General features: G+C 55.1%; 20 protein-coding genes. 4 read left to right on the top strand and 16 right to left on the bottom strand.

Annotation, left to right across the window (positions count from 1 at the left end; genetic code table 11):
* Positions 1-12 precede the first annotated feature (12 nt).
* The 12 genes from BT142_RS11995 to murD all read right to left on the bottom strand — a co-directional run bounded on the left by BT142_RS11995 (position 13) and on the right by murD (position 12,463).
* Positions 13-792: a hypothetical protein gene (locus BT142_RS11995; RefSeq protein WP_072418437.1), complete on the bottom strand. Its 780-nt coding sequence runs from the start codon at positions 790-792 to the stop codon at positions 13-15.
* On the bottom strand, positions 789-1,718 hold the full coding sequence (gene whiA / locus BT142_RS11990) for a DNA-binding protein WhiA (RefSeq protein ID WP_072418436.1): 930 nt from the start codon (positions 1,716-1,718) through the stop codon (positions 789-791). The genes BT142_RS11995 and whiA overlap by 4 nt, the downstream gene beginning before the upstream one ends.
* A 16-nt stretch (positions 1,719-1,734) precedes the next feature.
* Entirely contained in the window at positions 1,735-2,592 is an 858-nt protein-coding gene (gene rapZ / locus BT142_RS11985) for an RNase adapter RapZ (RefSeq protein WP_072418435.1), read from the bottom strand.
* A 19-nt stretch (positions 2,593-2,611) separates the two neighbouring features.
* Positions 2,612-3,526 carry a UDP-N-acetylmuramate dehydrogenase gene (gene murB / locus BT142_RS11980; protein ID WP_072418434.1) on the bottom strand — a complete coding sequence of 305 codons (915 nt, stop codon included), beginning with the start codon at positions 3,524-3,526 and terminating at the stop codon, positions 2,612-2,614.
* Between the two features lie 20 nt (positions 3,527-3,546).
* On the bottom strand, positions 3,547-4,269 hold the full coding sequence (locus BT142_RS11975) for a phosphatase (protein ID WP_072418433.1): 723 nt from the start codon (positions 4,267-4,269) through the stop codon (positions 3,547-3,549).
* Between the two features lie 9 nt (positions 4,270-4,278).
* Positions 4,279-5,238 (bottom strand): HPr(Ser) kinase/phosphatase, encoded by a 960-nt coding sequence (gene hprK / locus BT142_RS11970; protein WP_072418432.1) that lies wholly within the window; start codon positions 5,236-5,238, stop codon positions 4,279-4,281.
* A gap of 459 nt (positions 5,239-5,697) precedes the next feature.
* A complete protein-coding gene (locus BT142_RS11965) occupies positions 5,698-6,966 on the bottom strand; it encodes a methionine gamma-lyase family protein (protein ID WP_072418431.1) in 1,269 nt (422 codons plus the stop codon).
* Positions 6,967-6,981: 15 nt separating this feature from the next.
* Positions 6,982-8,178 (bottom strand): leucine-rich repeat domain-containing protein, encoded by a 1,197-nt coding sequence (locus tag BT142_RS11960; RefSeq protein ID WP_072418430.1) that lies wholly within the window; start codon positions 8,176-8,178, stop codon positions 6,982-6,984.
* Positions 8,179-8,196: 18 nt separating this feature from the next.
* Complete coding sequence (locus tag BT142_RS11955; protein WP_072418429.1) at positions 8,197-8,997, bottom strand: GNAT family N-acetyltransferase; 801 nt, start codon at positions 8,995-8,997, stop codon at positions 8,197-8,199.
* Positions 8,994-10,019 (bottom strand): M42 family metallopeptidase, encoded by a 1,026-nt coding sequence (locus tag BT142_RS11950; RefSeq protein WP_175444940.1) that lies wholly within the window; start codon positions 10,017-10,019, stop codon positions 8,994-8,996. Before BT142_RS11950 ends, BT142_RS11955 begins: the two co-directional genes overlap by 4 nt.
* Positions 10,019-11,044 (bottom strand): M42 family metallopeptidase, encoded by a 1,026-nt coding sequence (locus tag BT142_RS11945; RefSeq protein WP_072418427.1) that lies wholly within the window; start codon positions 11,042-11,044, stop codon positions 10,019-10,021. The genes BT142_RS11950 and BT142_RS11945 overlap by 1 nt, the downstream gene beginning before the upstream one ends.
* 27 nt (positions 11,045-11,071) lie before the next feature.
* Entirely contained in the window at positions 11,072-12,463 is a 1,392-nt protein-coding gene (murD, locus tag BT142_RS11940) for a UDP-N-acetylmuramoyl-L-alanine--D-glutamate ligase (protein ID WP_072418426.1), read from the bottom strand.
* 325 nt (positions 12,464-12,788) lie between these two features.
* Here murD and BT142_RS19600 point away from each other — a divergent pair, with 325 nt between their 5' ends.
* From BT142_RS19600 to BT142_RS11930, 3 genes are all read left to right on the top strand, one after another.
* Positions 12,789-13,943: an FprA family A-type flavoprotein gene (locus BT142_RS19600; RefSeq protein WP_242871971.1), complete on the top strand. Its 1,155-nt coding sequence runs from the start codon at positions 12,789-12,791 to the stop codon at positions 13,941-13,943.
* A gap of 72 nt (positions 13,944-14,015) precedes the next feature.
* On the top strand, positions 14,016-14,627 hold the full coding sequence (locus BT142_RS19595; RefSeq protein WP_242871970.1) for a flavin reductase: 612 nt from the start codon (positions 14,016-14,018) through the stop codon (positions 14,625-14,627).
* 358 nt (positions 14,628-14,985) lie between these two features.
* Entirely contained in the window at positions 14,986-18,399 is a 3,414-nt protein-coding gene (locus BT142_RS11930; RefSeq protein WP_072418425.1) for a PD-(D/E)XK nuclease family protein, read from the top strand.
* Positions 18,400-18,865: 466 nt separating this feature from the next.
* Here BT142_RS11930 and BT142_RS11925 read toward each other — a convergent pair whose 3' ends face one another.
* Positions 18,866-19,411: an ECF transporter S component gene (locus tag BT142_RS11925; RefSeq protein WP_072418424.1), complete on the bottom strand. Its 546-nt coding sequence runs from the start codon at positions 19,409-19,411 to the stop codon at positions 18,866-18,868.
* A 466-nt stretch (positions 19,412-19,877) separates the two neighbouring features.
* Between BT142_RS11925 and yicI the strand changes: the two genes are divergently transcribed.
* Positions 19,878-22,232: an alpha-xylosidase gene (yicI, locus tag BT142_RS11920; protein ID WP_072418423.1), complete on the top strand. Its 2,355-nt coding sequence runs from the start codon at positions 19,878-19,880 to the stop codon at positions 22,230-22,232.
* Positions 22,233-22,294: 62 nt separating this feature from the next.
* Here yicI and rlmD read toward each other — a convergent pair whose 3' ends face one another.
* Genes rlmD through BT142_RS11905 form a run of 3 tightly spaced genes read right to left on the bottom strand, consistent with a single transcriptional unit; the run spans position 22,295 to position 25,779 of the window.
* The gene (gene rlmD / locus BT142_RS11915) at positions 22,295-23,653 is read right to left on the bottom strand and encodes a 23S rRNA (uracil(1939)-C(5))-methyltransferase RlmD (protein ID WP_072418422.1); all 1,359 of its coding nucleotides are present in this window, start codon (positions 23,651-23,653) and stop codon (positions 22,295-22,297) included.
* On the bottom strand, positions 23,637-25,145 hold the full coding sequence (gene hemZ, locus BT142_RS11910; RefSeq protein ID WP_072418421.1) for a coproporphyrinogen dehydrogenase HemZ: 1,509 nt from the start codon (positions 25,143-25,145) through the stop codon (positions 23,637-23,639). The genes rlmD and hemZ overlap by 17 nt, the downstream gene beginning before the upstream one ends.
* 1 nt (position 25,146) lies before the next feature.
* Complete coding sequence (locus tag BT142_RS11905) at positions 25,147-25,779, bottom strand: MBL fold metallo-hydrolase (RefSeq protein WP_072418420.1); 633 nt, start codon at positions 25,777-25,779, stop codon at positions 25,147-25,149.
* Between the last annotated feature and the right edge of the window lie 13 nt (positions 25,780-25,792).

Genomic DNA, 25,792 nt, shown 5'->3' with positions numbered 1-25,792 from the left:
GTTCACCTCGTTTCAGCTCTCGGAAGAATCCTCGGACTTCTCTTCCGATGTTTTTTCGGACGACTTTGCAGCAGGATCATCGGGCGCTTTTTCCAGAGTGGTCACGATGATCTCGTTCCAGGAAACGTCGCCGTATCTCAGCACGTACAGGCAGACAACGCGTCCAGCCTCACCGCTCTCGATCATCGAGTAAAGCTCCTCGCTCCTCGGATGCTCGCTGGGGATGTCGTCGGTGTGCTCGTAGGTAAAGGGCTCGCCGTTGACGAAGCAGATCATATCTGCGCTGTCCATATAGCTGACAACGCTGTCGGGGAAGGAGTTCACGAGCTGGTCGCGGGTGATGCCGATGCCCTTCTGTCCGAGAAGCGTCACATCATGCTTGTCCGCGTTGCGGAGCAGGTAGTTGACTGCCATGATATTTCGGTCATCGACCATATCCTCATGCTCATCGACAAGCACGAGGTCTTCCTCGTTAACACCCTCTGGCAGCTTGTAGGTCTCGAATTCACGCACGGAGAACTCGTCCCCCAGCACCTCTGCGACAGCATCCTTACCGTCGGCAAAAGGTATCTCCTTGCCGTCGATGGTGAGTAGTACCGAGCAGTCGAGCTTTTCCTCGGTGCCTGACGAAGAAGCTTCGGCGCCCGAGGGAGCATTCTCCTCAGAAGAAACGCTCTCAGCCGCGCTCGCAGTCTTCTCAGCGGCAGATCCGCTGCTGTTCTTGTCCTCCTGCTTGTTTCCGCAGGCTGTGAGCATCAGTGCTGCCGCAAAAATCGCGATGGCTTTTTTCATAACTTAGTCCTCCTTATATCGTCAGCTATCTTAGCTATTTTCTGTAAACGGTGATTCGCACCCGAGCGCGAGATCGGCGGAGTCAGTGCCGCGCCGAGGTCGGCAAGGTTGAAATCGGGGTTCTCATAGCGCAGCATCGCTATCTCGCGCAGGTTGTCGGGCAGAGTGTCCAGCCCCATCTCCGCGTCGATAAGTTCGATGTCCTCTATCTGCTTTTCGGCGGCGCGAATCGACTTCTCGATATTTGCGTTCACGCAGTTGACGCCGCGGTTGATATTGTTGCGCATATCCTTGTATATCTTGACGTTCGTCAGCTCAAACGATGCCGAAGTCGCCCCCATCAGAGCCAGCATATCTATAATGTTGTCCGACTCCTTGAAGTACAGCACCTGATGATTCTTTCGCTCGACGTGCTTTGCCAGCATATCGTACTTTTCGAGAAGGGTCAGACCGAGGAAGTTGCACAGCTCCAGATCGGGGAGCGCCATTTCCATATGGTAGCCCTTATTCGGGTCGCTTATCGAGCCGCTGGCAAGGTACATCCCCGCTATCATGAAGGGCAGCAGGCTGTTCTTCGGGTACTTCGGGTCGAGCCGCTGTCTGCCCTCGCCTATCCTGAAATAGCCGAGCAGTTTACTGCGTGCATCCGCGGAATTGACGGTTATGCTGTACATCACCGTGCCGCCGCCGCGTTCTGTGGGCACGACCGTGAGGTTGCCCTCGCCGCAGATGCGGCTGACATTCACCGAGAACATCTCGGACACCGAGACCGTCTCGGTCAGAAGCGTTATCTCGTCCTCGTTCAGTATATTCGTACACAGAAGAAGTCCGTAAAGGCAGGCATCTGCCTTAGCGGACGAATTGATCCTTGATATGATCTCCTCTTTAACCCTCTGCGAAAAGGAAAGCTCCATAGTTTCCGACATCAGCTATCTATCCTTATCAATGCTTTTCTATATCCCTGTGGCTGACCCTGACCTTATGACCCTCGCTCTGGAGATGCTTGCCCACAGCCTCTGCGAATGTAACACTGCGGTGCTTTCCGCCCGTGCATCCGAAGCCGATGACCAGCTGGCTCTTGCCCTCTTTCTCGTAGAGTGGTATCATGAAGTCGATGAGGTCTGCCATCTTTTTGTACACTTCTTTGGACTCGTCGAATTTCATCACGTAGCCCGAAACGTCCTCGTCAAGACCCGTCTTGTGTTTCAGCTCGGGAATGTAGAAGGGGTTCGGCAGGCATCTCACGTCGAAAACAAGGTCGCCCTCGCCGAACACGCCGTACTTGAACCCGAAGGAGCGGACGTCGATGACCATATGTTCGCTGTCCTCGCCCTCGAATATCGAGTGCATCCTCTTGCGGAACTCGGCAGTCGAGTAGTTCGAGGTATCGATATAGTAATCGCTCATCGCCTTTGCGGAAGTCAGCAGTTCCCTTTCGAGCATTACAGCGCGTTTGAGGTCGCCGCCCGCGGTCTCGATAAGGGGGTGCTTTCTGCGCGTCTCCTTGTAGCGTCTTGCGATTATCGCGTCGTCGGATTCAAGGAAGAGTATCTTCAGGTTGAGCTCGCTCGTGCGCAGTGTATGCACCGCATCCTGAAACGCGTAGAAGAAGTCTCCTCCGCGGACATCTACAACGAACGCTGCCTTTTCTATCTTATTAGCCGTCCTGCAAAGCTCGATGAACTTCGGTATCAGCTCGGGGGGGATATTGTCTATGCAATAATATCCAAGATCCTCAAGCACATCGACAGCCATCGACTTGCCCGAACCTGACATTCCCGTTACGATAACGAACTGCATTTACGTTCACCTCTCCTTTTTACTTATACGGGATTATCCTTACCTCGCACTCAAGCGAATAACCCGTTCTTTCCTTGATGGTATCCTGTATCATCTTTATAAGGCTCGTCACGTCATCACAGGTCGCGCCGCCCTTGTTCACCACGAAGCCGCAGTGTTTTTCGGACACCTGTGCGCCGCCTATCGTCTTGCCGCGAAGTCCGTTGTCCTGAATGAGTTTCCCTACGTAAACATCCTCCTCGGGACGCTTGAAGGTAGAACCTGCGTTCGGGAAATCGAGAGGCTGTTTGCTCCTTCTGCAACCCATGAGGCGTTCCATCTCGGCGCTGATCTCATCCTTGTCGCCGTGACTGAGTTTGAAATCTCCGCTGACGATGACCTCATCCGACTTTGCGAAGCGTGAGCTGCGGTAGGTAAAGGCAAGTTCATCAGCAGAGTAGGTATGGAACTCACCGTTTCTGTCAACGGCAGTAACGCTCTCGATAACGTTTCTCATCTCGCCGCCGTAAGCGCCTGCGTTCATGAATATGCCGCCGCCCACCGTTCCCGGGATGCCGTAAGCGAATTCAAGACCCGTAAGGCTGTGCTCCAGCGCCTTTGTGCAGACGGAAATGAGCTGTGCGCCTGCTTCGGCGCGGATAGTGTCATCCGAGATAAGCTCTATCTTTCCGAAGGTCTTGTCGAGCAGTATCACCGCGCCGTCGAAGCCCTCGTCGGCGCAGAGCATATTCGAGCCCTTGCCGATGATGAGCGTCCTGATGCCTTTTTCACCCGTGAAGCGTCTGAGAGACGCAAGGGCCTCGGCACTGTCGGGAACGATCATCAGCCTGCACGGACCTCCGATACGGAATGTCGTATGTTTGCTGAGCGGTTCGTCACGCATGACGGTACATCCAAGACCCTCGGCAAACTCCGATAATTCGTTAAAATGCATTTGTATGCTACCTGTTCCTTTCAAATGTATAGATCGGGGTGCTTAGCGCGAACCCTCTCGTGTATTTTGTCCCAGCTCGTGTTCTCCACGAGCCCGATGGGGAAACCGAGCTCTTCGATGAGCTTTTCCGATCGGGGCACCATGCCCACAAGCTCACAGTAATGTGCGTCGGTATCCACCACCACGGGGATCTCGTACTTTTTGCATATCCGAAGCATCTCTGCGCACACCTTTGCCGCGCCCGATCTGTACACAAGCATATTCTCGTTGACCTCAACGAGCTTATCGTGCTCCTTGAAGGCTTTCAGACACTTCTCCATATCGAATGGGTAAGCAGGGTTGATCGGATGTCCTATTACGTCGATGTACGGATTTTCGGCGGCGTGCAGATACGCGGAAGTGACTGCATCGGCATCCATCTCGCCCACCACCGAATGGTGAAGCGAAGCCACGCACCACTCCATCTTTTTCAGCAGCGTTTCATCCATATCGACACCGCCGCCGCTGCCAGTGATGTTCAGTTCAACGCCTTTGAGCACATACACGCCGCTTATCGCTCTCGGCAGGCACTTCATGTTCTCGAAATGCCATATGTGGGGAGCGTCCTGCGTGCCGATCATGTGATCGGTCATAGCGATGGCCTTCAGACCGTAGCGCGAGGCATAGCGGCAGTTCTCCTTAATGGTGGAGTACGCATGGGTAGACGCGCAGGTATGTGTGTGAAGATCTGCTTCTATCAGCATAGTATCACCTTACATATAGTCCCAGTTCTTGACCTTATCCTTGGTATCCACCTGAAGACCGAGGTTATCGAGAAGTTCCTGAGCGGCGTTGTAGCCCATCTTCTTCTGACGGTTGTTCATAGCGGCAACTTCGAGGATAACTGCAAGGTTACGTCCGGGCTTTATCGGGATGGTCAGCGACGGAACGCTCACGCCGAGTATCTGTGTGAACTCGTTGTCAACGCCCATACGGTCGTAGACCTTGTTGGAATCCCAGGGTTCGAGCTCGACTACCATGTCGATCTTTTCGGTGACCTTAACGGCACCCATACCGAACAGTCTGCGGACGTTGATGATACCGATACCGCGTATCTCAAGGAAATGGCGGATATTGTCGGGGGACGAGCCCACAAGACTAATGCTCGAGACGCGTCTTATCTCAACAGCGTCGTCAGCTACCAGACGGTGACCTCTCTTGACGAGCTCGATAGCGGTCTCGGACTTACCTACGCCGCTCTCGCCGACGATCAGAACGCCTTCGCCGTAGATCTCGATGAGAACGCCGTGGCGGGTTATCCTCGGTGCAAGGCGGACGTTCAGCAGGCTTATCAGCGAAGCCATGAAGGTCGTGGTCGATTCCTTTGTCCTGCCGATAGGTATCTCGTATTTCTTTGCGAGATCGACCATTTCGGGGTAAAGTTCGTGACCGCGTGCGACGATGAACATAGGTATGCGTGTCGCGAAAAGGGTCTCGATCTTCTTGTAACGGGTCTCCTCATCAACGCTCGCAAGGTATGCGAACTCCATGTTTCCGCATATCTGTATACGTTCTGCGTTGAAGTACTCATAGAAGCCCATCAGCTGTAATCCGGGACGGTTGCAGTCGTTGTCCGACACGTATATCTCCTCTGCGGGCTTCGGGGAATAAACGAGCTCAAGGTTCAGTTCCTTGACAAGCTCTGCTATAGTTACGGTAAAGATCTCCGCCATTTGTATCATTCCTTTCTGTTGGTTATTATCCTTGATAGGGGGTGTTGTTTCTTGGGTGTTTGGTGGGTCTGGTTTTTGGTTTTTGTGTTTGGTCGGGTTTTTATCAGGCTTGCGCCTGATCTGGTCTTTGGCTCGAATCGCTTGCGCTCTCTCGCCAAAATATGATCGGCAAATCGTTTGTTACTGCGGTATCGTTCGGGGCTCTCATGCCGTGCTTTTTTGGACGGTATGATTTGGATTTGCCGATCATATGGCTTTTGGGGGTTCGAGTGTTCGTTTACGGGTGGTTTGTGGATGACACTCGTTTCGTTTCGCCTTCGGCGAAAATTGGAGCTCTGCTCCAAACCACGCCAAAGGCTTCCGCCTCTGGACTCTGACCAGCTTCGGCAGCTGGACCGCCTGAGTCTCTGGCGTTTTCCGCTTCATTTGTGCGGACTTGCAGTCTTTCCTATTTCTTTTTTACAGCTTTGCCAGGCCTTTATTGATAAGCTCCTGTGCCGCAGTCAATATTCCTATCTTGCCCGACGGGTATGTTATGCCGCCTTGCAGCCATGCCGCAAACGGCTCACGTATCGGTGCATCCGCCGAAAGCTCTATCGACGCGCCCATCGTGAACGCTCCAGCCGCCATGATAACTCGGCTCTCATATCCGGGCATATCCCACGCTTCGGGCGATACGAAAGAATCCACGGGTGAACCCTTCTGGATCCCCTGACAAAACGCCGTCAGACGCTCCTCGTTCTCAAGACAGATAGATGCGATTATATCTGTACGTTTTTCTGTACTGCTCGGGAAAGTTCTGAAACCGAGGCTCTCGAACAGCGCACAGGCGAAAACGCTTGTTTTCAGCGCCGCTTCAACAACCGTCGGAGCGAGGAAAAATCCCATGAACATCTCTCTGCTCTGTGTCAGCGTACAGCCGACTTCCTTTCCCGCACCGATGCAGGCGAGTCTGTCAGCGCAAAGCTCCACAAGGTCTTTTCTGCCGCAGATATAGCCGCCCGTTGACGCGATGCCGCCGCCCGGGTTCTTTATCAGTGAACCCACGATGAGGTCTGCGCCGACTGCCAGCGGTTCGCGCTTCTCCACGAACTCGCCGTAGCAGTTATCCACGATAATGATGATGTCGGGGTTCGCTTCGCGAGCCGCCTTTATCACCTCACCGATAACATCCACCCTGAACGACGGACGCAGCGAGTAACCTCTCGAACGCTGTATGTAGCCGACTTTCTTGCCTGCCGCGTTCGCTCTGATGCCGTCAAGGTCGGGGGTACCGTCGGCTTTCAGCTCCACCTGAGAGTACTTCACGCCGAAATCGGTCAGCGAACCTCTTCCCTTCTCGCCGCGGATGCCGATGACTTCTTCCATCGTGTCGTAGGGGCTTCCCGTCAGCGAAAGCATCTCGTCACCCGGACGAAGCACGCCGAAAAGCGCGGTAGACAGCGCGTGAGTGCCGTTAACGAAGGTGTGTCTCACCACCGCGTCCTCGCCACCGAGAGCCTGCGCGTAGACCGCGTCGAGGGTCTCGCGTCCGATGTCGCCGTAACCGTAGCCCGTCGTACCCTTCATGCAGCTCTCGCTTACGCGGTTGTCGATGAAGGCTTTGAGCACCTTTGCGCTGTTATATTCGGCGTTCTCGGCAAGCTCTGCAAAGCTCGCCGCCGCCTTTTTCTCCGCCTGCTGCGCAAGTTCGAGCAGTCGGGGGTCAAAATCAAAAATATCTGTCATTCTATTACTCCGTAATTAATTTAGATCTTCTCCGAGGTCGATATGTATCCCTCGTCGGGCAGCGTATGCGCAAAGCACATCGAAAACGCCTGTCACGCCCATCATGCCCGCGCTGTCAACAGCTTCGATGATGTCCTCTTCGGGAACGTCGGGCTGAGACATCGAATCGAGCAGGGCGCGTGCGGTGTCGGCATCCTCTTTCATAACGAGCGAACCGAGCACGTCACGCAGATTCTCCTTCACATACTCAACTGCCTTTTCGTTCCGCTCAGCTCCGAGGGCTGCGTACATGACGTTCAGTGTGTCATAGTCAAGTGTGCCTTTCAGACTGAAGCTGCGGTCTCCGAAGACGACCGTTCTTAGCGAATCGCAGTCCCAGAAACAGCTGCCCGGACCCTCGCCTTCGTCAAACTTCTTCCGGAAGCTCACGCCGATAGGAAGCCGTATCTTTTCGAGAGCGATGCATTTGCGGAAGGTGTCGAAAGCGTCGATGATGCGCACGCTGTCGGGTATGTATATCTCTTTCAGCGAGGTGCAGTTCGGGAACGCCCTGTGTTCGATCATCTTCACCGTTTCGGGTATCTTGACAGATCTCAGCGCGGTGCAGCCCTCAAACGCGAATGAACCGATCTTCGTCACGCCCTCGGGGATCTCCATCGAGGTCAGCAGCTCGCACTTCTTGAACACATTGAAAAACTCGCCTGTCAGTCTGTCGGGCAGAGTAACGTCTTCGAGTGCGGTGCAGTCGGCAAACAATCCGCAGCCTATCTGCGAGCCGTTCATGCTCTTTGGCAAAACGGCTTTTTCAAGTGCAGAACAGTCGTAGAAAACTCCGTCGCCCATCTTCGTCACGCCCTCGGGGACGATGACCTCGCGAAGCGAAGCACAGCCCCTGAACGCATCCATATCGATCTCTTTCAGCGAGGACGGCAAAGTGATCTTTGTGAGACATTTGCAATCCTTGAACGCTCTCCTGCCGATCCTTGTGATACCCTCGGGAACGACGAATTCCTCAAGGTCGTTCCTGTCCTTGTACTGACCGTCGGCGATCTCGGCAGGCTTTTCCTCCCGCTTTTCTTTTTTCACAGGCTCGGGATAGGGAACGGTCTGAGGTCTCACTGCCGTCTGCCGGCGCTTTTCATTCTCCCGTTCGATAAGCATATCACCTGCCGTCATTCCGAGCTTTATCAGCAGGGTCTCAAGTAATCCCATCAGGTCATCTCCGTCTTTTTAATGTTCTCTGTATTCCTCTTTCAGCTCGAACACGCGGTCGTGGGCTATCGCCTTGAAGCCTATCTCCTCGTAGTAGCTGACACGGTGCGGACGCGCGAACAGGCGCACCTCAAAACCGTCGTTCGTCAGGCGCTCGCCTATCCAGTAAAGCAGGCGGCGGGCGTAGAAGCGTCCTCTGTATTCGGGCAGGGTCGCGACGTGACCGATGAGCGCCTTGCGGTCGATTATATACTGTATCGTCGCTGTCGAACAGCCCGTTCCCGTCTCCTCTTTCATCAGGAACGACTGGGAAAGACCGTGGCGCACCCTGTGGGACGTGTCGGTTATCCACAGGTCGTAAGCCTGCGCAAGCGTCGGGAAGGACACGCGCAGGATGTCGAACACCGCGTCAAGGCTCGGGCACTCGTCGATGTCAAGATCGGGCAGAGTTCCTTTCGAGCAGAATGCGAACTGTGTGCGGTCATCGGGCGAGTAGAGGTCTGCCAGCAAAGGTCTGAGCCTTTCGGAATAGACGGGGTCTATCTCCACCGAGCAGGGCTTTGTCATGTGGATGAAGATGGAGATATCTTCGAGCTCCGCATCGGTGAATGTGACTTCCATCATATCGCAGATGACGGTCGAAGCATTGAACACCGACAGCAGACCAACAGGCTCATCATCCCTGCTTATCACGAATATGCGCGAGAAATCATAATTTATACCGTATGCCAGAAAATGCGATTTTATGCGCCGCCCGTAGTGGGTGGCTTTGAGCCTGTCGAAAAGCGAGCTGTCGGCTTCCGTTAACTGATATATCATAGCTTTTGTATCCGTTCCGCCAGCTCTGTGACCAGCTTGTATGCGTTAGTCATGTCCTCTTCCGCGATAACGCAGGAGGGCGAATGTAAGTATCTGCAAGGCAGAGAAACTGCCGACGTGCGGACTCCGCCGCGCGACTTATGTATCGCGCCCGCGTCGTTGCCGCCTGCGACCACAGTCTTGGTCTGGCAGGGTATGCCGAGAGAATCGGCAGTCTCGAACGCGAGACGGTAAAGCTCTCTGTCATAGATGGTGTGTCTGTCCATGTAGGAGACAACGGGACCCTTTCCGACCTCGCAGACCCGCTTCTCTCCAGATGAGGATGGTATGTCTGCGGCGGTAGTGGATTCGAGCACTATCGCAAAGTCGGGGGCAACGGTGTAAGCCGCGGCAGTCGCACCGCGCAGTCCGACCTCTTCCTGCACCACGAAGGTGAAACAGGTATCGTACTCAAGGTCGGAGTTTATCATCTCGATCATCATGGCACAGCCTGCCCTGTCGTCGATGGCTTTGGACTTCACGCGTCCCTCGCCGAAGCGCAGGAACGACGAATCGAACACGACGCTGTCGCCGGGTCTCACCAGCTTCATCGCTTCCTCGCGTGATGTCACGCCGATGTCGATGCAGAGGTCGCTGTGGTCGGCAGCCTTGCTGCGCTGTTCCTTGGTGAGGTTGTGTACCGCGATGCCCGCGATAACGCCCAGCGTCTTCTTCTCTCCCACGTAGACGCGCTTTCCGAAGAGCACACGGGGGTCAACTCCGCCCACTTCGGCAAATTTCAGTGAGCCGTCCGAGCAGATGTGGGTCACTATCAGACCTACCTCATCCATATGCGCCGAGAAAAGCAGCTTGTGCTTCGGGGTCTGTCTGCCCTTTTTGAATGCGATGATGCTTCCGAGAGGGTCAACGCTGTACTCGCACTTGCCCTTAATAGCCTCAATGATATAGTCGCGGACTTTTCCCTCGTCTCCCGAGATGCCGTCCAGCACGCACAGCTCTTCGAGCCTTTTGATAAGCTCCATCAGAAAGCCCCCCTTTCACAGAATGCCGCCACCAGCGCGGCTGTATCCTCAACGTCCGAGAGCTTCACAGCCTCGACGGGGGTGTGCATGAATTTTATCGGTATCGACACGGTGCAGGAAGGTATGCCGCCCTTCGATATGGTTATGGAATCCGCGTCCGTGCCTGTTCTGCCGCCCATCACTTCTATCTGATAGGGCAGACCCTCGGCTTCGGCGGTGTCGGTAAGGCAGTCGGAGAGCCTTCTCGAAAGGGTGGGAGCGATACCTATCATCGCGCCCTTGCCTATCTCGCCGACCTCTTCCTCGCTCTCGCCGTGAACCTTGCCGAAGCTGACGTCCAGCACCAGCGCAAGATCTGCGTCGGAAGTGAATGTGCCTGTCTTTGCGCCGTTTCCGCCGACTTCCTCGCCCACGGAGAACAGCACCTTGATATTGTAAGCCGACTGCTTTTCCGCGAGCTTATCGAGTGCCATCAGCACCGCAAGCACGCAGATGCGGTCGTCAAGAGCCTTCGAGGTCACGAGTTCGCCCATTTCGGCAGGCTCGTTCTCGATAAGCACCCTGTCGCCGAGGGAGATGAGCTCCTTCGCCCTCTCGCCCGAAAGACCAGTGTCGATGTAAAGTTCATCGACAGGTGCGACCTTGTCGTGCTCACTCTGGAGATGGGGCGGAACGCTTGTCACCACGCCGTACAGTTTTTCCCTGCCGTATATCGTCACTTGTGAAGCAGGCAGGACTCTGTCGTCGATGCCGCCGCACTTTGAGACCTTCAGGAAACCGTCGTCGGTGATGTATGAAACTATCATGCCTATCTCGTCGATATGCGCGTTGAGCAGAACAGTCTTTTTGCTGCTGTCATGTTCGCCTATCTCACAAAGCACGTTGCCGTTTATATCTATCGAGGGCTTGCCGTAGGCTTCAAGCAAAGCCGCGCAGGTGCAGGCGATATTCTTTTCCTCGCCCGAAACTCCGTCAGCTGTTGTCAGCTCGTAAAGCACCTCAGCCCATGTCATTTTTTCTTCCATTTTTATATGTGACCGTCCTTTATCCTATCAAAGCTCGCTGACAAGACGCTTGAAGTGCTTGCCGCGCTCCTCGAAGTTATTGTAAAGATCAAAGCTCGCACTCGCAGGAGAGAGCGAAACTATGTCGCCCGCAGTCGCGAAGCGGTAAGCCTGATATACCGCTTCCTCAAGGGTCTTGACGTTGATTATCTTGAGTCCGCTGTCGGGATAGAGGGATGAACCCTTGACTGCGGCTTCTATCTTCGGACCTGTAGCTCCGAGCAGTATCAGAAGCTTTACCTTTTCGTTCACAAGGTCAGCCATCGGCTCGTAGGGGATCTTCTTGTCGTATCCGCCCGCGATGACGATGATCTTCTGATCGAAGGAGTTGAGACCTGCCATGACTCTTGTGGGGCTGGTGGCGATGGAGTCGTTGAACCACTTCACGCCGTCAAGCTCTCTCACGAACTCGATGCGGTGCTCAACGCCGCCGAAGTTGATCGCGGTGTTCACGATGCTCTCGATGGAGACCTCGCCCCATACCGCCGAGATAGCGGTCAGGTAGTTGTCAACGTTGTGGATGCCCGGGATGCGGATGTCGTCCTTGTGGACTATCTCTGTCACAACGCCCTTGTCGGTATAGCAGAGCATACCGTCCTCACGCAGGAACGCGCCGCGCTGTGTGTTGCCCGAGAGTGAGAACTTCACGAGAGTGCCGCGCACCAGCGGAGCGAGCTTCATGGTCTCCTCGTTGTCGGCGTTCAGCACCGTCTTGGAGAAAGCGTTCTGGTGACGGATGAGGTTGCACTTGGAGTCGATGTACTCTTCCATAGTGCCGTGAACGTCGAGGTGGTTGGGGGAGATATTGGTAATGACCGCAACGTCGGGGGACTTGCGCATCGAGATCAGCTGGAAGCTGGAAAGCTCGACTACCGCAACGTCAGATTCGCTCATGGTCTCGACGATAGGCAGGAGTGCCTTGCCGATGTTGCCGCCGAGGTGAACGCGTCTGCCCTCAGCCTTGAGGAACTCGCTGATGAGGGTGGTGGAGGTGGTCTTGCCGTCGGAACCCGTCACCGCATATATCTTGCAGGGGCAGAGGTCGAAGAACACTTCCATCTCGGAAGTAACGACAACGCCTGCCTCGCGTGCCTTTGTCAGCACGGCATTGTTGAAGTACATACCCGGGGTGCGGAACACGATGTCGCAGTTGAACACCTCGTCGAGGTAATTCTCGCCGAGTGCGAACTCAACGCCCTTGGCAGAGAATTCGTAATACAGATCCTCGGGAAAATGATCCTCGTCCTTCTTATCCATGATGACTACTTTGATGCCTTTTGTGAGAAAAACTCTTATGAGCGCGGTGTGGGAAACGCCCGTTCCGATGAAGCCCACGCGCTTATCCTTGATGGAATTGAAAAATCTCTGTGCCTTTGTCATGATTACTCTCCTTTTGTGTTCATTGTTCGTATTGTTTACATAACTTTCCCATTTTAATGATACTCTTTTCTATTATATATCATCATCAGTGAAATTACAAGAGTTATCCATGAAAATTAACATCTTTTATAACTATTTTGCTTTTCGGCAGAGATATTTTGGGGCAATTAATGAAACACACGGCTCTGTTGTGTTGTCGAATATTCACAAATCACGGTTAGGATATATGGTGAAAAGTATCTATATTAAGCCGCACCTATTGCAAAATGACTAAGTTTGTGTTATAATATTATTATCGAATTTGTATAATTGGAGGTATAAGATCATGGTAATAAGAGACGATATTTTTTATGTCGGCGTGAACGACCACCAGCTCGACCTTTTCGAGGGTCTGTACGACGTTCCCAACGGCATGGCATACAATTCATATGTGATAAAGGACGAAAAGACCGCGGTCATGGACTCGGTGGACAGGAACTTCGGTGACGAATGGATCGCGAACATCAAGGCGGTGCTCGGCGGTTCCGCACCCGATTTTCTCATCGTTCAGCATATGGAGCCCGACCACAGCGCGAACATCGGCAGATTCGCCGAGGAATTCCCCGACGCAAAGATCGTCGGCAACGCAAAGACCTTCACGATGATGAAGAGATTCTTCGGCACCGATTTTGCAGACAGACAGGTGGTCGTTAAGGACGGCGAGACTCTTTCGCTCGGCAGTCACGAGCTTAAATTCGTGTTCGCGCCCATGGTACACTGGCCCGAGGTCATGATGACCTACGACAGCACCGCAAAGGTGTTCTTCTCGGCAGACGCCTTCGGAAAGTTCGGCGCTCTGGACGTTGAGGAGGACTGGGCTTGCGAGGCAAGACGCTACTACTTCGGCATCGTTGGCAAGTACGGCGCTCAGGTACAGGCTCTGCTCAAGAAGGCGGCGGCTCTCGACATTCAGACCATCTGCCCTCTGCACGGTCCTGTACTGTCTGAAAATCTGGACTATTATCTGAATCTGTACAACACCTGGTCGGGCTACGGAGTTGAGAGCGAGGGTCTGTTCATCGCCTACACTTCCGTTTACGGCAACACCAAGAAGGCTGCCGAACTGCTGAAAGAAAAGCTCGAAGAAAAGGGCTGCCCGAAGGTCGCTATCGCCGACCTCGCAAGAGAGGATATGGCTGAGTCGGTCGAGGACGCTTTCAGATACGGCAAGCTGGTACTCGCTACCACCACCTACAACGCAGATATTTTCCCGTTCATGCGCGAGTTCATCAACGACCTGACCGAGCGCGGCTATCAGAACCGCACCATCGGCATCATCGAGAACGGCACATGGGCGCCTATGGCGGCAAAGATTATCAAGGCGAAGTTCGAGAAGAGCAAGAACATCACCTTCACCGAGACTACCGTCACCGTGAATTCCGCGCTCGACGCGGCTTCCGAAGCGCAGATAGAAGCACTGGCGGAGGAGCTGACCAATTAGAAGGAACGCTGTCAGCAGCTTCCGTCCGATGGTGCGAACATCGATTTATCCCCCGAAAAGGAGGGCAGGATTATGTCACAGTATGACCCCACCGCTTTGTTCAAGTTAGGCTACGGACTTTACGTCATCACCTCAAACGACGGCAGCCGCGACAACGGCATGATATGCAACACCGTTTCGCAGGTGGCGTCGTCCCCAGACAGGCTCGCAGTCGCGATAAACAAGGCGAATTACACACACGATATCGTTAAAAAGACAGGCTTCATGAACGTCAACTGCCTCACAGAGGACGCGCCGTTTGACCTGTTCAAACAGTTCGGCTTCCAGAGCGGCAGAGACGTGAACAAGTTTGAGGGCGAACAGGTCTTCCACACGGGCAACGGCGCAGCATTACTCACAAAGTTCATCAATGCGTTCATCTCGCTCAAAGTGACAGACTATATCGATATGGGCAGCCACGGTCTGTACATCTGCGAGCTGACAGATGCGTCCGTGCTTAACAATAAACCGTCGATGACCTACGCATACTACCACGCGAACGTCAAGCCGAAACCCCAGGCAGCAAAGAAAAAAGGCTTCGTCTGCAAGATATGCGGCTACATCTATGAGGGCGACACCCTGCCCGAAGATTTCATCTGCCCGCTCTGCAAACACCCCGCATCAGACTTTGAACCGTTAGAATAACCGTATACCGCCGAGCGGGTGGTTTACCGCTTAATGAGTGCAGAAATTATTGGGGAAAACCCTTTTGAAAAAGGGTTCTTCCCCAAACCCCTTTCCTAAAACTTCTGATGTTTTTTGGCAAGGGGTATACTTTTTTAGAAAAGAACTGCGAACTTCCAAATTTGTACTTTTTTTGGAAGAACGATACCCCTTGCCAAAAAAATATTAAAAGTCTTTGGAAGGGGGTCCGGGGGAGAACCTTTCTTCAGAAAGGTTTCCCCCGGTAAGTCCTGCACACACCAAGCGTTAACCACCCACTCAGCGATAATACGACTTTTGCGCCGTCACTTGTGGCGGCGATGTTTTTGGAGGAAATACCATGCCCGAGATAATCACAGGACGCGCTCACAGCAGGCGCGATGAGTTGCTTTTCGATAGGATACGTGAAGCTGTCGGCGGCGGGGACGTCATCGTCATCGTGCCCGACCAGTTCTCATTCGAGGCAGACAGGCAGCTGTACGACCTGCTCGGAGCGAAGAGCTTCAACAGCATCGAGACCGCAGGCATCACTGCTCTCGGCGAGAAGATAGGCAGAGAGTACGGCAGCAGCGGACTTGCGCCCGCAAACAGCAACTCGAAGCTCATCGCCATGTACCGTGCGCAGTCGAAGCTGAGAGCCGACAGCAGCGGGATGAGCGTTTTTGCGCGGTCGCTGATGAGGCCGAAGTTCGTAAGCGACTGCATAAAGCTGTCGGAGCAGCTAACACGCTCGGGCGCGGACGCGGCGGCACTGAGGGCGGCTGCGGAAACGGGCGGCTCGGCGTCGCTGCGGCTGCGTGATTCGGCGGCGGTGCTCGAAGCCTACAGGCAGGAGCTTGCGGAGATGGAACTGAGGGACTCGGTGTCCGAGACGGCTTATGCGGCGGAACTTGTGCGCGAAAACAATCTCTTCGGCGGCAAGCAGGTGTTTTTCTACGCCTTCGCGAGCTTTTCGCGGGACGAGCTGGAGCTTGTGCGGAGCATCATCCGCAACGCGGCTTCGGTGACATTCTCGCTCCTGTACGACGAGGTGAAGGACTCCGCCGACCCCTTCCGCGACACGATGCGCACCATCGAAAACATCCGCCGCATCTCTCAGGAATGCAACCGCGATGTCACCCTCACGCCCGTCGGCGACGTGGCACAGACCGAACCCCTCAGACACATCAACTGCGGCTATTTCGGGTACGGCACGCCGAAAGCCGCACATGAAGGTCTCGTCACCGTGGCGGCGGCTTCGGACATCTACGAGGAGTGCGACTACATCTGTGCGAAGATAACAGAGCTGGTCAGGGACGAAAAGCTCGGGCTGGACTACAGCGACATCGCAGTGTTCTGCGGCTCCCTGGAAGAGGACGCGAGGATACTTTCCTCAGCCTGCTCGAAGTACGATATACCCTGCTTTGTGGATATGCCGAAGACCGCTCTTCGGTCGATACCCGGGCGCTACCTCATGAGCATCCTCGACGCCTGTTCGGGCAGGACTTACCGCACCGAGAAGGTGCTTCGGCTGATAAAATCGCCGCTGTCCATGTTCCTCTACTACGACGCCCTCGACATTGAGGAATACTGCATTACCTGGGGCATCGAGGGGGATATGTGGAAAAACTCATTCGAGCGCGGTGACGGCGGCTACTTCAAAAAGCGTATCGACGAGACGAGAGAGCGCGTTATCGCGCCACTGGAAAAGTTCCGAAAGGCGGTGAAGAACACCACTGCCGACGGGATATGCAAGGCGCTTTATGAGCTGCTGGACGAGCTTGAGATGTCGAAGCAGATATACTCGCGCCTGCAAAGGGTGCCCGAGGGCAGCAGCACCGACCTTGAAACGGTGCGCACCTTCAAGCAGGTGTGGACGGGCATGACCGAGGCGATAAAAAGCATCTACCGCGATATGTCGGGGCAGAAGATGACCCTCACCGAGTTCACCGAGCTCATCACACTCATGCTCGACTCGATAAAGCTCGCGAATCCTCCGCAGGTGACGAACTGTCTGCGCGTCGGGTCGGCTGACCATTCGGTCATGTCGGACGTGAAGGTGCTGTTCATCATGCACGCGAATGAGGGCGTGTTCCCTCCCGAAGTCAAATCCGAGGGTCTGCTGGGTGAGAAAGACCTCGGCATCCTCGAAAAGCAGGGCATCACCCTCGAAATGTCGCCGAATGTGCAGATAGACAAGATACGTCTCGGGCTCTACTCGGCGGTGACGCTGCCGAGCGAACGGCTGTTCGTGACCTACAGCGACTTCGACCGCAAGGGCGACGCAGCACTTCCTTCCTCTCTGACCCACACGCTGAAGGACATTTTTGAGGAGCTCGAAACGCTGCGCATCTGCGACCTGCCGTTGATGTTCTTCTGCACCTCCTACAAGACCGCTTTCAGCACATACCTCGAACACTGCCGCGACAAGACCGCGGAGTCGGCTTCGATACGGGAAGCGCTGATGAAAGACCCCATCTACCGCGACAGGCTTGCAGCCGTCGAGGAAGCCGCGAAAGCCCCCGACGACAAGCTCGGCAAAAAGACCGCGGCAGAGCTTTTCTGTCCCGACAAGGATCTGCGGCTCTCGGCTACGAAGATAAACACCTACTACAAGTGCCCCTTCTCCTACTTCTGCAAGTACGGACTGAGGATGTCGCTGCCCGAAAAGGTGGACGTGGACAAGCGCTACATCGGCAGCATCGCCCACAAGTGCCTTGAGATAGTCATGAGCCGCGAGGAAAACGGCAGGCGAGTCTACGACACCGACTTCATCACCCGCACCGACGATGAACTGCTCGCCATCATAAGCGAATGCACCGACAGGTTCATCGACGAGGAGATGGGCGGCGATTTCGGCAAGACGAAGGGCTTCGGGCTCTCGGTGGCGGCGATAAAACGCTCGATAAAGAACATGGCGGTGAACTTCCGCGAGGAGCTGAAAAGCTCGGGATTCCTGCCTGCGGCATTCGAGTTCAGCCTTGCCGACGGCAGCGGCGAGCCGATGATAAGCCTGCCCGTTGACGAGGACACTATCATGAAGCTGGTGGGCTGCATCGACCGCGTTGACCTGTTCCAGACCGAGGAAGCGGCGTGGATAAGGATAATCGACTACAAGACGGGAGCGCAGAAGTTCAAGCTTTCGGAGGTGTATCACGGGCTCGACCTGCAAATGCTGATCTACCTGCTGGCGGTCACGACGGGCTGCTCGGACATCGGCAGGGGCGAAAAGCTGCCCGCGGGCATCATGTACTCCCACGTCAAAAGCGTCGCACCGTCACTCACCCCCGACAAGACCGACCCCATCAAGGACTCCCCCGAGAGCCTTAACGAGCTGCTTCGCGAGACCCGCGCCAAGACCTACAAGCCCGACGGCATCATGGTGGGCGGCGAGGTGCTCAAAGCCATGAACACGGACAGCGGCGGCGTTTACACCATCTTCAAGCTGAGCGCGAAGGACGGCAACCCGACCAAGACTTCCGTTCAGCCAGTCCCCGTGGAAAAGCTCATCGCGATGGAAGAGTTCGCGCTGGAAAAGGCGGCGGAAATGGCGACTCACCTCAAAAACGGCGACATCAAAGCCGACCCGATACGCACCTTCACAGACAACGACGGCGACCCCGAAAAGGGTCAGCTGCCCTGCACCTACTGCGACTACAGAGCGGTCTGCCGAAGCGCCGACCCCCTCGAACCCAGAACAGCCTGGCTCCGTGACGGAGACAAACTCGACGAACTCCTCAACAAACGCGTCGGGGAAAAGCTCAAAAAACAGTAATCCAAGCCCCTTGGGTGTTTCTTGGGGGAAACCCTTTTGAAAAAGGGTTATCCCCCAAACCCCTTTCCTAAAACTTTTATTACTTTTTGGCTTTTGGCGTTACTTCTTTGCTTTGTGCTGAACGGGAAGAGTGACGTTCTTCTCTTCGATCGTGCGTCCCTTGCCAAAAAGACGTTCAATGGTGGTCTACGCTTTATTTGGTGTTATCGCTCAAAAAGCGGAGGATGCAAGCCCCTGCCTACATAACACGTCCTTTGAAGCGGAGAGAGCCTATCTTCCCGACCTCATCCATCAGACGACATATTAAAAGTCTTTGGAATGGGGGCCGCCTTAGCTTCGCACGGCAAGGGGAGAACCTTTCTTCTAGCCGTGCGAAGCTAAGGCGGGTTTCCCCCAGTAAAACCCGCACTAACTCCCTGTAAGAAGAAAAAAGACCGAAGTCTCAGTTGAAACTTCGGTCTTTTGATTATTTGTTTATGCCTGTGAATCGCTTCACGGCGGGGACGCGGCTCACGACCGCTTCAAACAGGACTACCGAGGTGATGACTCCGCCTATGCCCTGCACGATGTTTGAAGGCACGCCTGTCAGCGCGGCAGCCGCCGAACCGTACAGGATACCCTCGAACAAAGCGTAGCCTGCGACCATGATAATCTCGGCGGCGACGGCAGCGATTATCCTCGACGGGAAGCTGTTCAGCTTTCGGCTTATCTTCGTATAGAGTACCGCCGATGCCACAGCCATCAGCGCCTTTATGATAAGAGTCGCGCCTGCGTAGACCGTGTAGCCCGAGATGATGTCGGCAAGCGCCGAACCGATTCCCGCAGCAGCCGCACCGTAAACGGGTCCCAGCAGCCATGCCGAGATGTTCACGAAACAGTCGCCGAGGTTGATGTAGCCCTTGGTCGGGGTGGGAATGCGGATGACCATTGTGGAAACGGTCACGAAAGCCGCGAGAAATCCGCTTACGACCAGAAGCCGCAGCCTGAGATTTTTGCTTGTGTTGGTATTCATTTTTTCATACACTTTCCTTTCCTCAAATGTATTTCTTTAAGGCAATACCGCACAATGGTTGCGCGGTGTTGCCTTAATTATACCACCGCACTATGAATTTGTCAACCTTAAAAAGATGACAACGTTATCATTCTGCGAAATGCGGCGGCGGAAGCGGTCGGGACAGCGGACAGCACGGGCGCCCCGTATGCCCCTGTGCGTAATTTACCGAGGAATATCTCTCCGTCGGATGACAACTCAAACGTTTCAGTTAAAATTTTCATATACGTATTTGACACATTAACAAAAAGTTTACTTGTTTTTTCGTCAAAAAATCAATATCATGCAGAAAATTACTATTTTAATATTGCATTTTTTGGCGTGTTGGGTTAAAATAAATATAATAGGTATAACCGCGCTCTTTCATGTGCGGTAAGTATCTTCCGCTAAAATTTTAATATCTTAACATACAGGAGGTCAATGGCTTATGAAATTTGCTGACGGATTCTGGCTCAACCAGCGCGGCTACGAGGTCAACTACGCCAATCAGGCTTACGAGGTACACCCCATCGAGAACGGTTTCCTCGTTGTGGCTACCCCTTCGGTCATCTACAACCGTGCGATGACCCTCGGCGGCGCGAACCTTGAGATCAGATACACTTCCACTCAGGAGAACTGCATAAAGGTGAGCATCACCCACCACAAGGGCTACGCTGACCACGGCCCGCACTTCGTTCTGAACGAGGGCAGCTTCAAGCCGACTGTCGAGATAGACGACAAGCAGGCTGTGCTCATCTCGGGCGACACCAAGCTCGTTCTCTCCCGTGAGAACTGGAGCTTCACCTACTTCTATAAGGACAAAAAGCTGACCAGCGGCGGCTGGCGTTCGACGGGCGTTATCATGGAGAGCGCGTTCAAGGCCGAGGCAAGACTGCACACTCAGGCTGACGACAGCTTCTGGAGCTACCCTGCCGACGCTCACCGCACCTACATCCGCGAACAGCTCGACACTACCGTCGGCGAGTACTTCTACGGCTTCGGCGAGAAGTTCACCACCTTCACCAAGAACGGTCAGAACGTCGAGATCTGGAACGCCGACGGCGGCACCTGCTCCGACCAGAGCTACAAGTCCATACCCTTCTATGTATCTTCGAGGGGCTACGGCATGTTCGTAAACAGCACCGACAAGGTGAGCTACGAGGTATGCTCGGACACCGTTTCCAAGATGTCCATCACCGTTCCGGGCGAGAACCTTGAATACTTCGTGTTCGGCGGCGAGACTGTCGCTCAGGCGCTCGAAGGCTACACCACCCTCACAGGAAAGCCGAGCCTTCCCCCCGCATTCTCCTTCGGTCTGTGGCTGACAACTTCGTTCACCACCTCTTACGACGAGGACACCATCAACAGCTTCATCGACGGCATGGTCGAGCGTGACATCCCGCTTCAGGTGTTCCACTTCGACTGCTTCTGGATGAAGGAGTTCGAGTGGTGCAACTTTGAGTGGGACACCACCCAGTTCCCCGATCCCCCCGCAATGCTCAAGCGTCTGCACGAAGAAAAGGGTCTGCACACCTGCGTGTGGATCAACCCCTACATCGGTCAGCGCAGCAAGCTGTTTGACGAGGGCATGGCAGGCGGCTACTTCATCAAGCGTCCCGACGGAAGCGTGTTCCAGTGCGACGAGTGGCAGCCCGGTATGGCGATCGTTGACTTCACCAACCCCGAAGCCTGCAAGTGGTACGCAGGAAAGCTCCGCGCTCTCTGCGAGATGGGCGTTGACACCTTCAAGACCGACTTCGGCGAGAGGATACCGACTAAGGATATCGTCTACTTCGACGGCAGCGACCCCATCAAGATGCACAACTTCTACACCTACCTCTACAACGAGTGCGTGTTCAACGTTCTGAAGGATTACTACGGCGAGAACAAGGCCTGCCTGTTCGCACGCTCGGCGACCGCAGGCGGTCAGAAGTTCCCCGTTCACTGGGGCGGCGACTGCTCGGGCAACTACAACTCGATGGCTGAGGTAGTACGCGGCTGTCTGTCGCTGTGCATCTCGGGCTTCGGCTACACTTCCCACGATATGGCTGGCTTTGAGGCTACTGCCACCGCTGACATCTACAAGAGATGGGCTGCGTTCGGTATGTTCAGCTCCCACAGCCGTCTGCACGGCAACCAGAGCTACAGAGTGCCGTGGCTGTTCGACGACGACAGCAAGGCTCCCGATTCATGCAGCAACACCCTGAAATTCTTCGCGAACTTAAAGGGCAGACTGATGCCTTACATCTGGGCGCAGGCTATCAAGACTCACGAGACAGGCGTGCCTGTCATGAGAGCGATGGTCATCGACTACGCGAACGACCCGACCTGCCTGACCCTCGACCGTCAGTATATGTTCGGCGACAACATTCTCGCGGCTCCTATCCTCAACGACGAGAGCATGGCGCTCTATTACGTTCCCGAGGGCAGATGGACTGACATCATCACAGGCAAGGTGCTCGAAGGCGGCAAGTGGTACAACCACAAGTGCAACTACCTTGAAATGCCCGCACTTGCTAAGCCAAACAGCATGATCGTCTACGGCGACTTCAAGAAGGACATAGAGTACGATTATCTGGACAATTCCGAGATCGTCATCTACGAGCTTGAGGACGGCAAGTCGGCATCCGCAAGCGTCTACGACATCGAAGCAAACAAGGTATTCGAGATCACCGCGGCTCGCAAGGGCTCGAAGATCGAGCTGTCCTTCACCGAGACAGGCAAGAGCTTCACCGTCAGAGTTTCCAACACCGACAAGTCGGTAAAGATCACTTCGGGCACTTCCGCAGTTATCGAGCTCTGATAAACACAGGTATACAACAAAGAACCCCTTTGCAGTCTGCAAAGGGGTTCTTTTTTTGTCGGTCATTTTCTTTCGAGAAGGGCTACGCACTCGACGTGCTGTGTCCTCGGGAAGAAATCCACCGCCCGAACGCTCACTGTCCTGTAGCCGAGACGCTCCAGCTCGGCGCAGTCGCGGGCGGCTGTGGACGGATTGCAGGATATCATAACAATGCGCGTCGGCTTCATGTCCGCCATCACCGCGAGGGTGTCGGGGGTACAGCCTTTTCGGGCAGGGTCTGCGATTATCACATCGGGACGCTCGCCGCGGTCGTAGAGCAGCTTCGCCGCCCTGCCTGCGTCGGAACAGATGAACTCGGTGTTGTCAGCGCCGTTGAGACGGGCGTTCTCCCGCGCGTTGTCTATCGCCTGAGGAACTATCTCCACGCCGATGAGCTTCTTCACACGGCTTGCCATCGAAAGCCCTATCGTGCCCGCGCCGCAGTAGAGGTCGAGCAGGGTGTCGTCTGCGCCGAGATCGGCAAGCTCCGCCGCGAGCCTGTAGGCGCGTTCCGCCTGCACGGTGTTTATCTGGTAGAAGGAGTGGAGTGAGATGCTGACCTTGCAGCCGCACATCTCGTCGTAGATGACTTCCCTGCCCGTCAGCAGCAGCGAACGCTCGCCGAGTATCACATTTGTGCGGTCGGGGTTGATGTTGAGCTGAAACGACTTTATCTGCGGAAAACGCTCGGTCAGCAGGAATGCCGCCCGTCTGAAAAGCTCCTCGCAGTCGGCAGAGGTCACGACCGCCGCCGCCATTATCTCGCCGCTGTGAACGCCCCTGCGCAGGAAAATGTGCCGCAGACAGCCCTCGCCCGTCAGCTCGTCATAAGCCGAAACGCCCTGTTCGGTGCAGAAACTCAGCAGACCTTCCGCTATTTCGATAAAGACCTCGGGCAGCAGAGCGCAGTCGGTCTGCTCGATCACGCGGTGAGAACGCCGCGCGAAAAAACCGATGAACAGTCTTCCGTCCGCGTCCTGCGAAACGGGCAGCTGTGCCTTGTTGCGGTAGCGCTCGGTGCGCTCCGAACCGATGATGGGCAGGAATTCGGGGGTCAGCTTTCCTATCCGCGTGAAGGCGTCCGCGACGAAGCGCTGCTTTTCGGTCAGCTCGCGCTCGTAGGTCATGTGACGCAGACAGCATCCGCCGCATTTTCCGTATACCGCGCATCCGCTGTCGCAGCGGTATCCCGACGGCTCGGTCAGGCGTTCGACCTTGCCGTAGCAGTAGCTTTTCGCTGTCTTGACTATGCGGCAGTCTATCCTGTCGCCCGTGCAGGTGTCGGGCACGAACACCGCCATGCCCTCGTGTCTGCCGACGCCGTTTCCCTCGCTCGTGACCGAATCTATCGTGAGGGGTATGATATCATTTTTTCTGAGCATAGAAATCCTTTATCTCTTCCTTGCGTTTTATGACCGTCCCGAAACGGCTGTTGTAATCCACGGGGTACTTGAAATTGAAGATGCGCTCCATGCGTCCGCCTGCGGTATCGACCAGCTTTGTCGAAGCCGCCGCGCCCACCGCGATTATCGTCTGCACCTCTTCCATGATGTAGATGTTGTACAGGCTCTCGTGCCCCGGCTTCACCCAGCCGATGTTTTCGAGGTTGTCTATCATGTTCTTCTGACGGTACATATAGTAGGGCTTGTAGCCCGATTCGTAAAGCCGCTCGGTGGCGTGGTCTACCATGAAGGAAGCAGGGCTCTTCATGAAGGTCTGCTTCTCGTCCGAGCTGTTGAGGTTCGAGGAGCGCTTGATGGACAGCGTGTGTACCGTGATGCTCTCGGGCGACAGGCGGATGAGCCCGTCGATGGTGGCTCTGAAGCTCTCGGGAGTATCGGTGGGCAGACCCGCGATTATGTCGGTGTTTATCGAGGTGAATCCCGACTTTCTTGCAAGCTCGAAGCTGTCGAAGAACTGCTGTGCGGTGTGGCTTCTTCCGATGGCTCGCAGAACGTCGTCGTTGAGCGTCTGCGGATTAACCGAGATGCGCGTGCAGCCGTTTTCCTTTATCGCCGCGAGTTTTTCCGCCGTCACAGTGTCAGGTCTGCCCGCCTCGATGGTGTACTCGGTAACGAGGGACAGATCGAAGCTCTCGGCGACCGTACGCATTATCCTCGCCAGCTGTTCTGCCGAAAGGGTGGTGGGAGTGCCGCCGCCGAAGTAGACGGTATCAGGCAGCATCCCGAGGGACGCGGTTATCTCCCCCGTGCGGCGTATCTCGTCGCAGAGATTCTCGATGTATGGAGGTATCAGCCGCTTGACCGACTGACCCTGCGCCGACTGTGAAATGAACGAACAGTAGCTGCACCTCGTCGGGCAGAAGGGTATCGAGACATACAGCCCGAAGGTCTTGCCGCCGCTCTTTTCAAGGCGCGAGAGGATGGGTTTCTGCACCTCGGCGGTGTCGCAGGCGATGGCGCACTTGCTGTCGCTCACGAGGAACTTCTCCTTCAACAGCTTTATGGCGCCTTCCCTGTCGAGCCCCGACTTCATGGCGCGGTGAACCTGCTTGACGGGCCGCACCCCAGTGAGGATCCCCCACTCGGATGTGATGCCCGTCAGCCTGCTCATGCAGAGATAGAGCAGCTTGCTCATGACGAACTCGCAGACCTCGTCGTCCGAACCGAGGGGCAGCGTCACGCTCTCACGCTCTGTCCTGCCGTCATATCTCACATTGACGCTGACCGTTATGCCGTCACCGTCGGAAGACAGGCAGAACTCCGCCATCTCGTCCTCGGCTGGTATCGTCAGACCGTTTTTCTGTTCTTCGGGCGTCATGTACACAAAGCTGAACTTCTGCGCGGGCAGGAACAGCTTCATCACAGCTTCCGTCTGGTACTTGAACCGATTACCGATGTATATCAGCTGCATATCAGCGACCTGCCTGTTTCAGATAGATATTGCAGACGCGCTCGGCGTCAAGGGAAGTCTCGTCCATGTGACCCGGGAGTATCCTGAGATTGCCGCCCAGATCCCATATTACTTTCAGCGACTGCATGAGCTTTTTCGGGTCGCCGTCGGGCAGATCCGTCCTGCCTACGCTGCGGCAGAAGAGGGTATCTCCCGAGAACATCACGTCCCCAATGATGTAGCATACCGAACCGCTGGTGTGCCCCGGAGTATGCACGACATCGAACTCCAGCTCATCGAGCTTGATGATGTCGCCGTCAGCCACAGTCTCCGCCATACCGTAAGTGCGACATCCGCGCACCCTGAAATACTCGCCCAGCATCTCGTCGCCCAGTGCGAGCTTTGCGTAGTCGGCTTCGTGAATATAGACCTCGCAGCCCGTCTTGTCAACGAGGTCAGCCACCGCTCCCACATGGTCGAAATGTCCGTGAGTGAGCAGTATCTTTTTCAGCACAAGATGGCGCTTTGTGATCTCGTTATAGATATAGTCCGCATCGGCAGGCGCGTCGATGAGCACGCAGCTGCCCGATTCGGCAGCGACTATGTAGCTGTTCGTATCGCAGACGCTGAGCGGGTCGAGCTTTATAAGTTCCATGTAAATTCCTCCT

It is taken from the genome of Ruminococcus sp. YE71, from assembly GCF_900119155.1.
In the GTDB taxonomy this organism is placed as follows: Bacteria; Bacillota; Clostridia; order Oscillospirales; family Ruminococcaceae; genus YE71.
The sequence above is the reverse complement of the archived record's forward strand: the minus strand, read 5'-3'. Positions and strand labels throughout refer to the sequence as shown.

What these genes read in the sequence shown, in the direction of transcription:
- BT142_RS19600 (WP_242871971.1), top strand. Translation starts at nt 12,789, where the DNA reads ATGGTAATAAGAGACGATATTTTTTATGTCGGCGTGAACGACCACCAG.
- BT142_RS11950 (WP_175444940.1), bottom strand. Translation starts at nt 10,019, where the DNA reads ATGGAGCTTATCAAAAGGCTCGAAGAGCTGTGCGTGCTGGACGGCATC.
- yicI (WP_072418423.1), top strand. Translation starts at nt 19,878, where the DNA reads ATGAAATTTGCTGACGGATTCTGGCTCAACCAGCGCGGCTACGAGGTC.
- BT142_RS11905 (WP_072418420.1), bottom strand. Translation starts at nt 25,779, where the DNA reads ATGGAACTTATAAAGCTCGACCCGCTCAGCGTCTGCGATACGAACAGC.
- BT142_RS11955 (WP_072418429.1), bottom strand. Translation starts at nt 8,997, where the DNA reads ATGATATATCAGTTAACGGAAGCCGACAGCTCGCTTTTCGACAGGCTC.
- BT142_RS11965 (WP_072418431.1), bottom strand. Translation starts at nt 6,966, where the DNA reads ATGACAGATATTTTTGATTTTGACCCCCGACTGCTCGAACTTGCGCAG.
- BT142_RS11925 (WP_072418424.1), bottom strand. Translation starts at nt 19,411, where the DNA reads ATGAATACCAACACAAGCAAAAATCTCAGGCTGCGGCTTCTGGTCGTA.
- hprK (WP_072418432.1), bottom strand. Translation starts at nt 5,238, where the DNA reads ATGGCGGAGATCTTTACCGTAACTATAGCAGAGCTTGTCAAGGAACTG.
- BT142_RS11960 (WP_072418430.1), bottom strand. Translation starts at nt 8,178, where the DNA reads ATGGGATTACTTGAGACCCTGCTGATAAAGCTCGGAATGACGGCAGGT.
- BT142_RS11975 (WP_072418433.1), bottom strand. Translation starts at nt 4,269, where the DNA reads ATGCTGATAGAAGCAGATCTTCACACACATACCTGCGCGTCTACCCAT.
- murD (WP_072418426.1), bottom strand. Translation starts at nt 12,463, where the DNA reads ATGACAAAGGCACAGAGATTTTTCAATTCCATCAAGGATAAGCGCGTG.
- whiA (WP_072418436.1), bottom strand. Translation starts at nt 1,718, where the DNA reads ATGTCGGAAACTATGGAGCTTTCCTTTTCGCAGAGGGTTAAAGAGGAG.
- BT142_RS11930 (WP_072418425.1), top strand. Translation starts at nt 14,986, where the DNA reads ATGCCCGAGATAATCACAGGACGCGCTCACAGCAGGCGCGATGAGTTG.
- BT142_RS11945 (WP_072418427.1), bottom strand. Translation starts at nt 11,044, where the DNA reads ATGGAAGAAAAAATGACATGGGCTGAGGTGCTTTACGAGCTGACAACA.
- murB (WP_072418434.1), bottom strand. Translation starts at nt 3,526, where the DNA reads ATGCATTTTAACGAATTATCGGAGTTTGCCGAGGGTCTTGGATGTACC.
- hemZ (WP_072418421.1), bottom strand. Translation starts at nt 25,145, where the DNA reads ATGCAGCTGATATACATCGGTAATCGGTTCAAGTACCAGACGGAAGCT.
- rapZ (WP_072418435.1), bottom strand. Translation starts at nt 2,592, where the DNA reads ATGCAGTTCGTTATCGTAACGGGAATGTCAGGTTCGGGCAAGTCGATG.
- BT142_RS11995 (WP_072418437.1), bottom strand. Translation starts at nt 792, where the DNA reads ATGAAAAAAGCCATCGCGATTTTTGCGGCAGCACTGATGCTCACAGCC.
- BT142_RS19595 (WP_242871970.1), top strand. Translation starts at nt 14,016, where the DNA reads ATGTCACAGTATGACCCCACCGCTTTGTTCAAGTTAGGCTACGGACTT.
- rlmD (WP_072418422.1), bottom strand. Translation starts at nt 23,653, where the DNA reads ATGCTCAGAAAAAATGATATCATACCCCTCACGATAGATTCGGTCACG.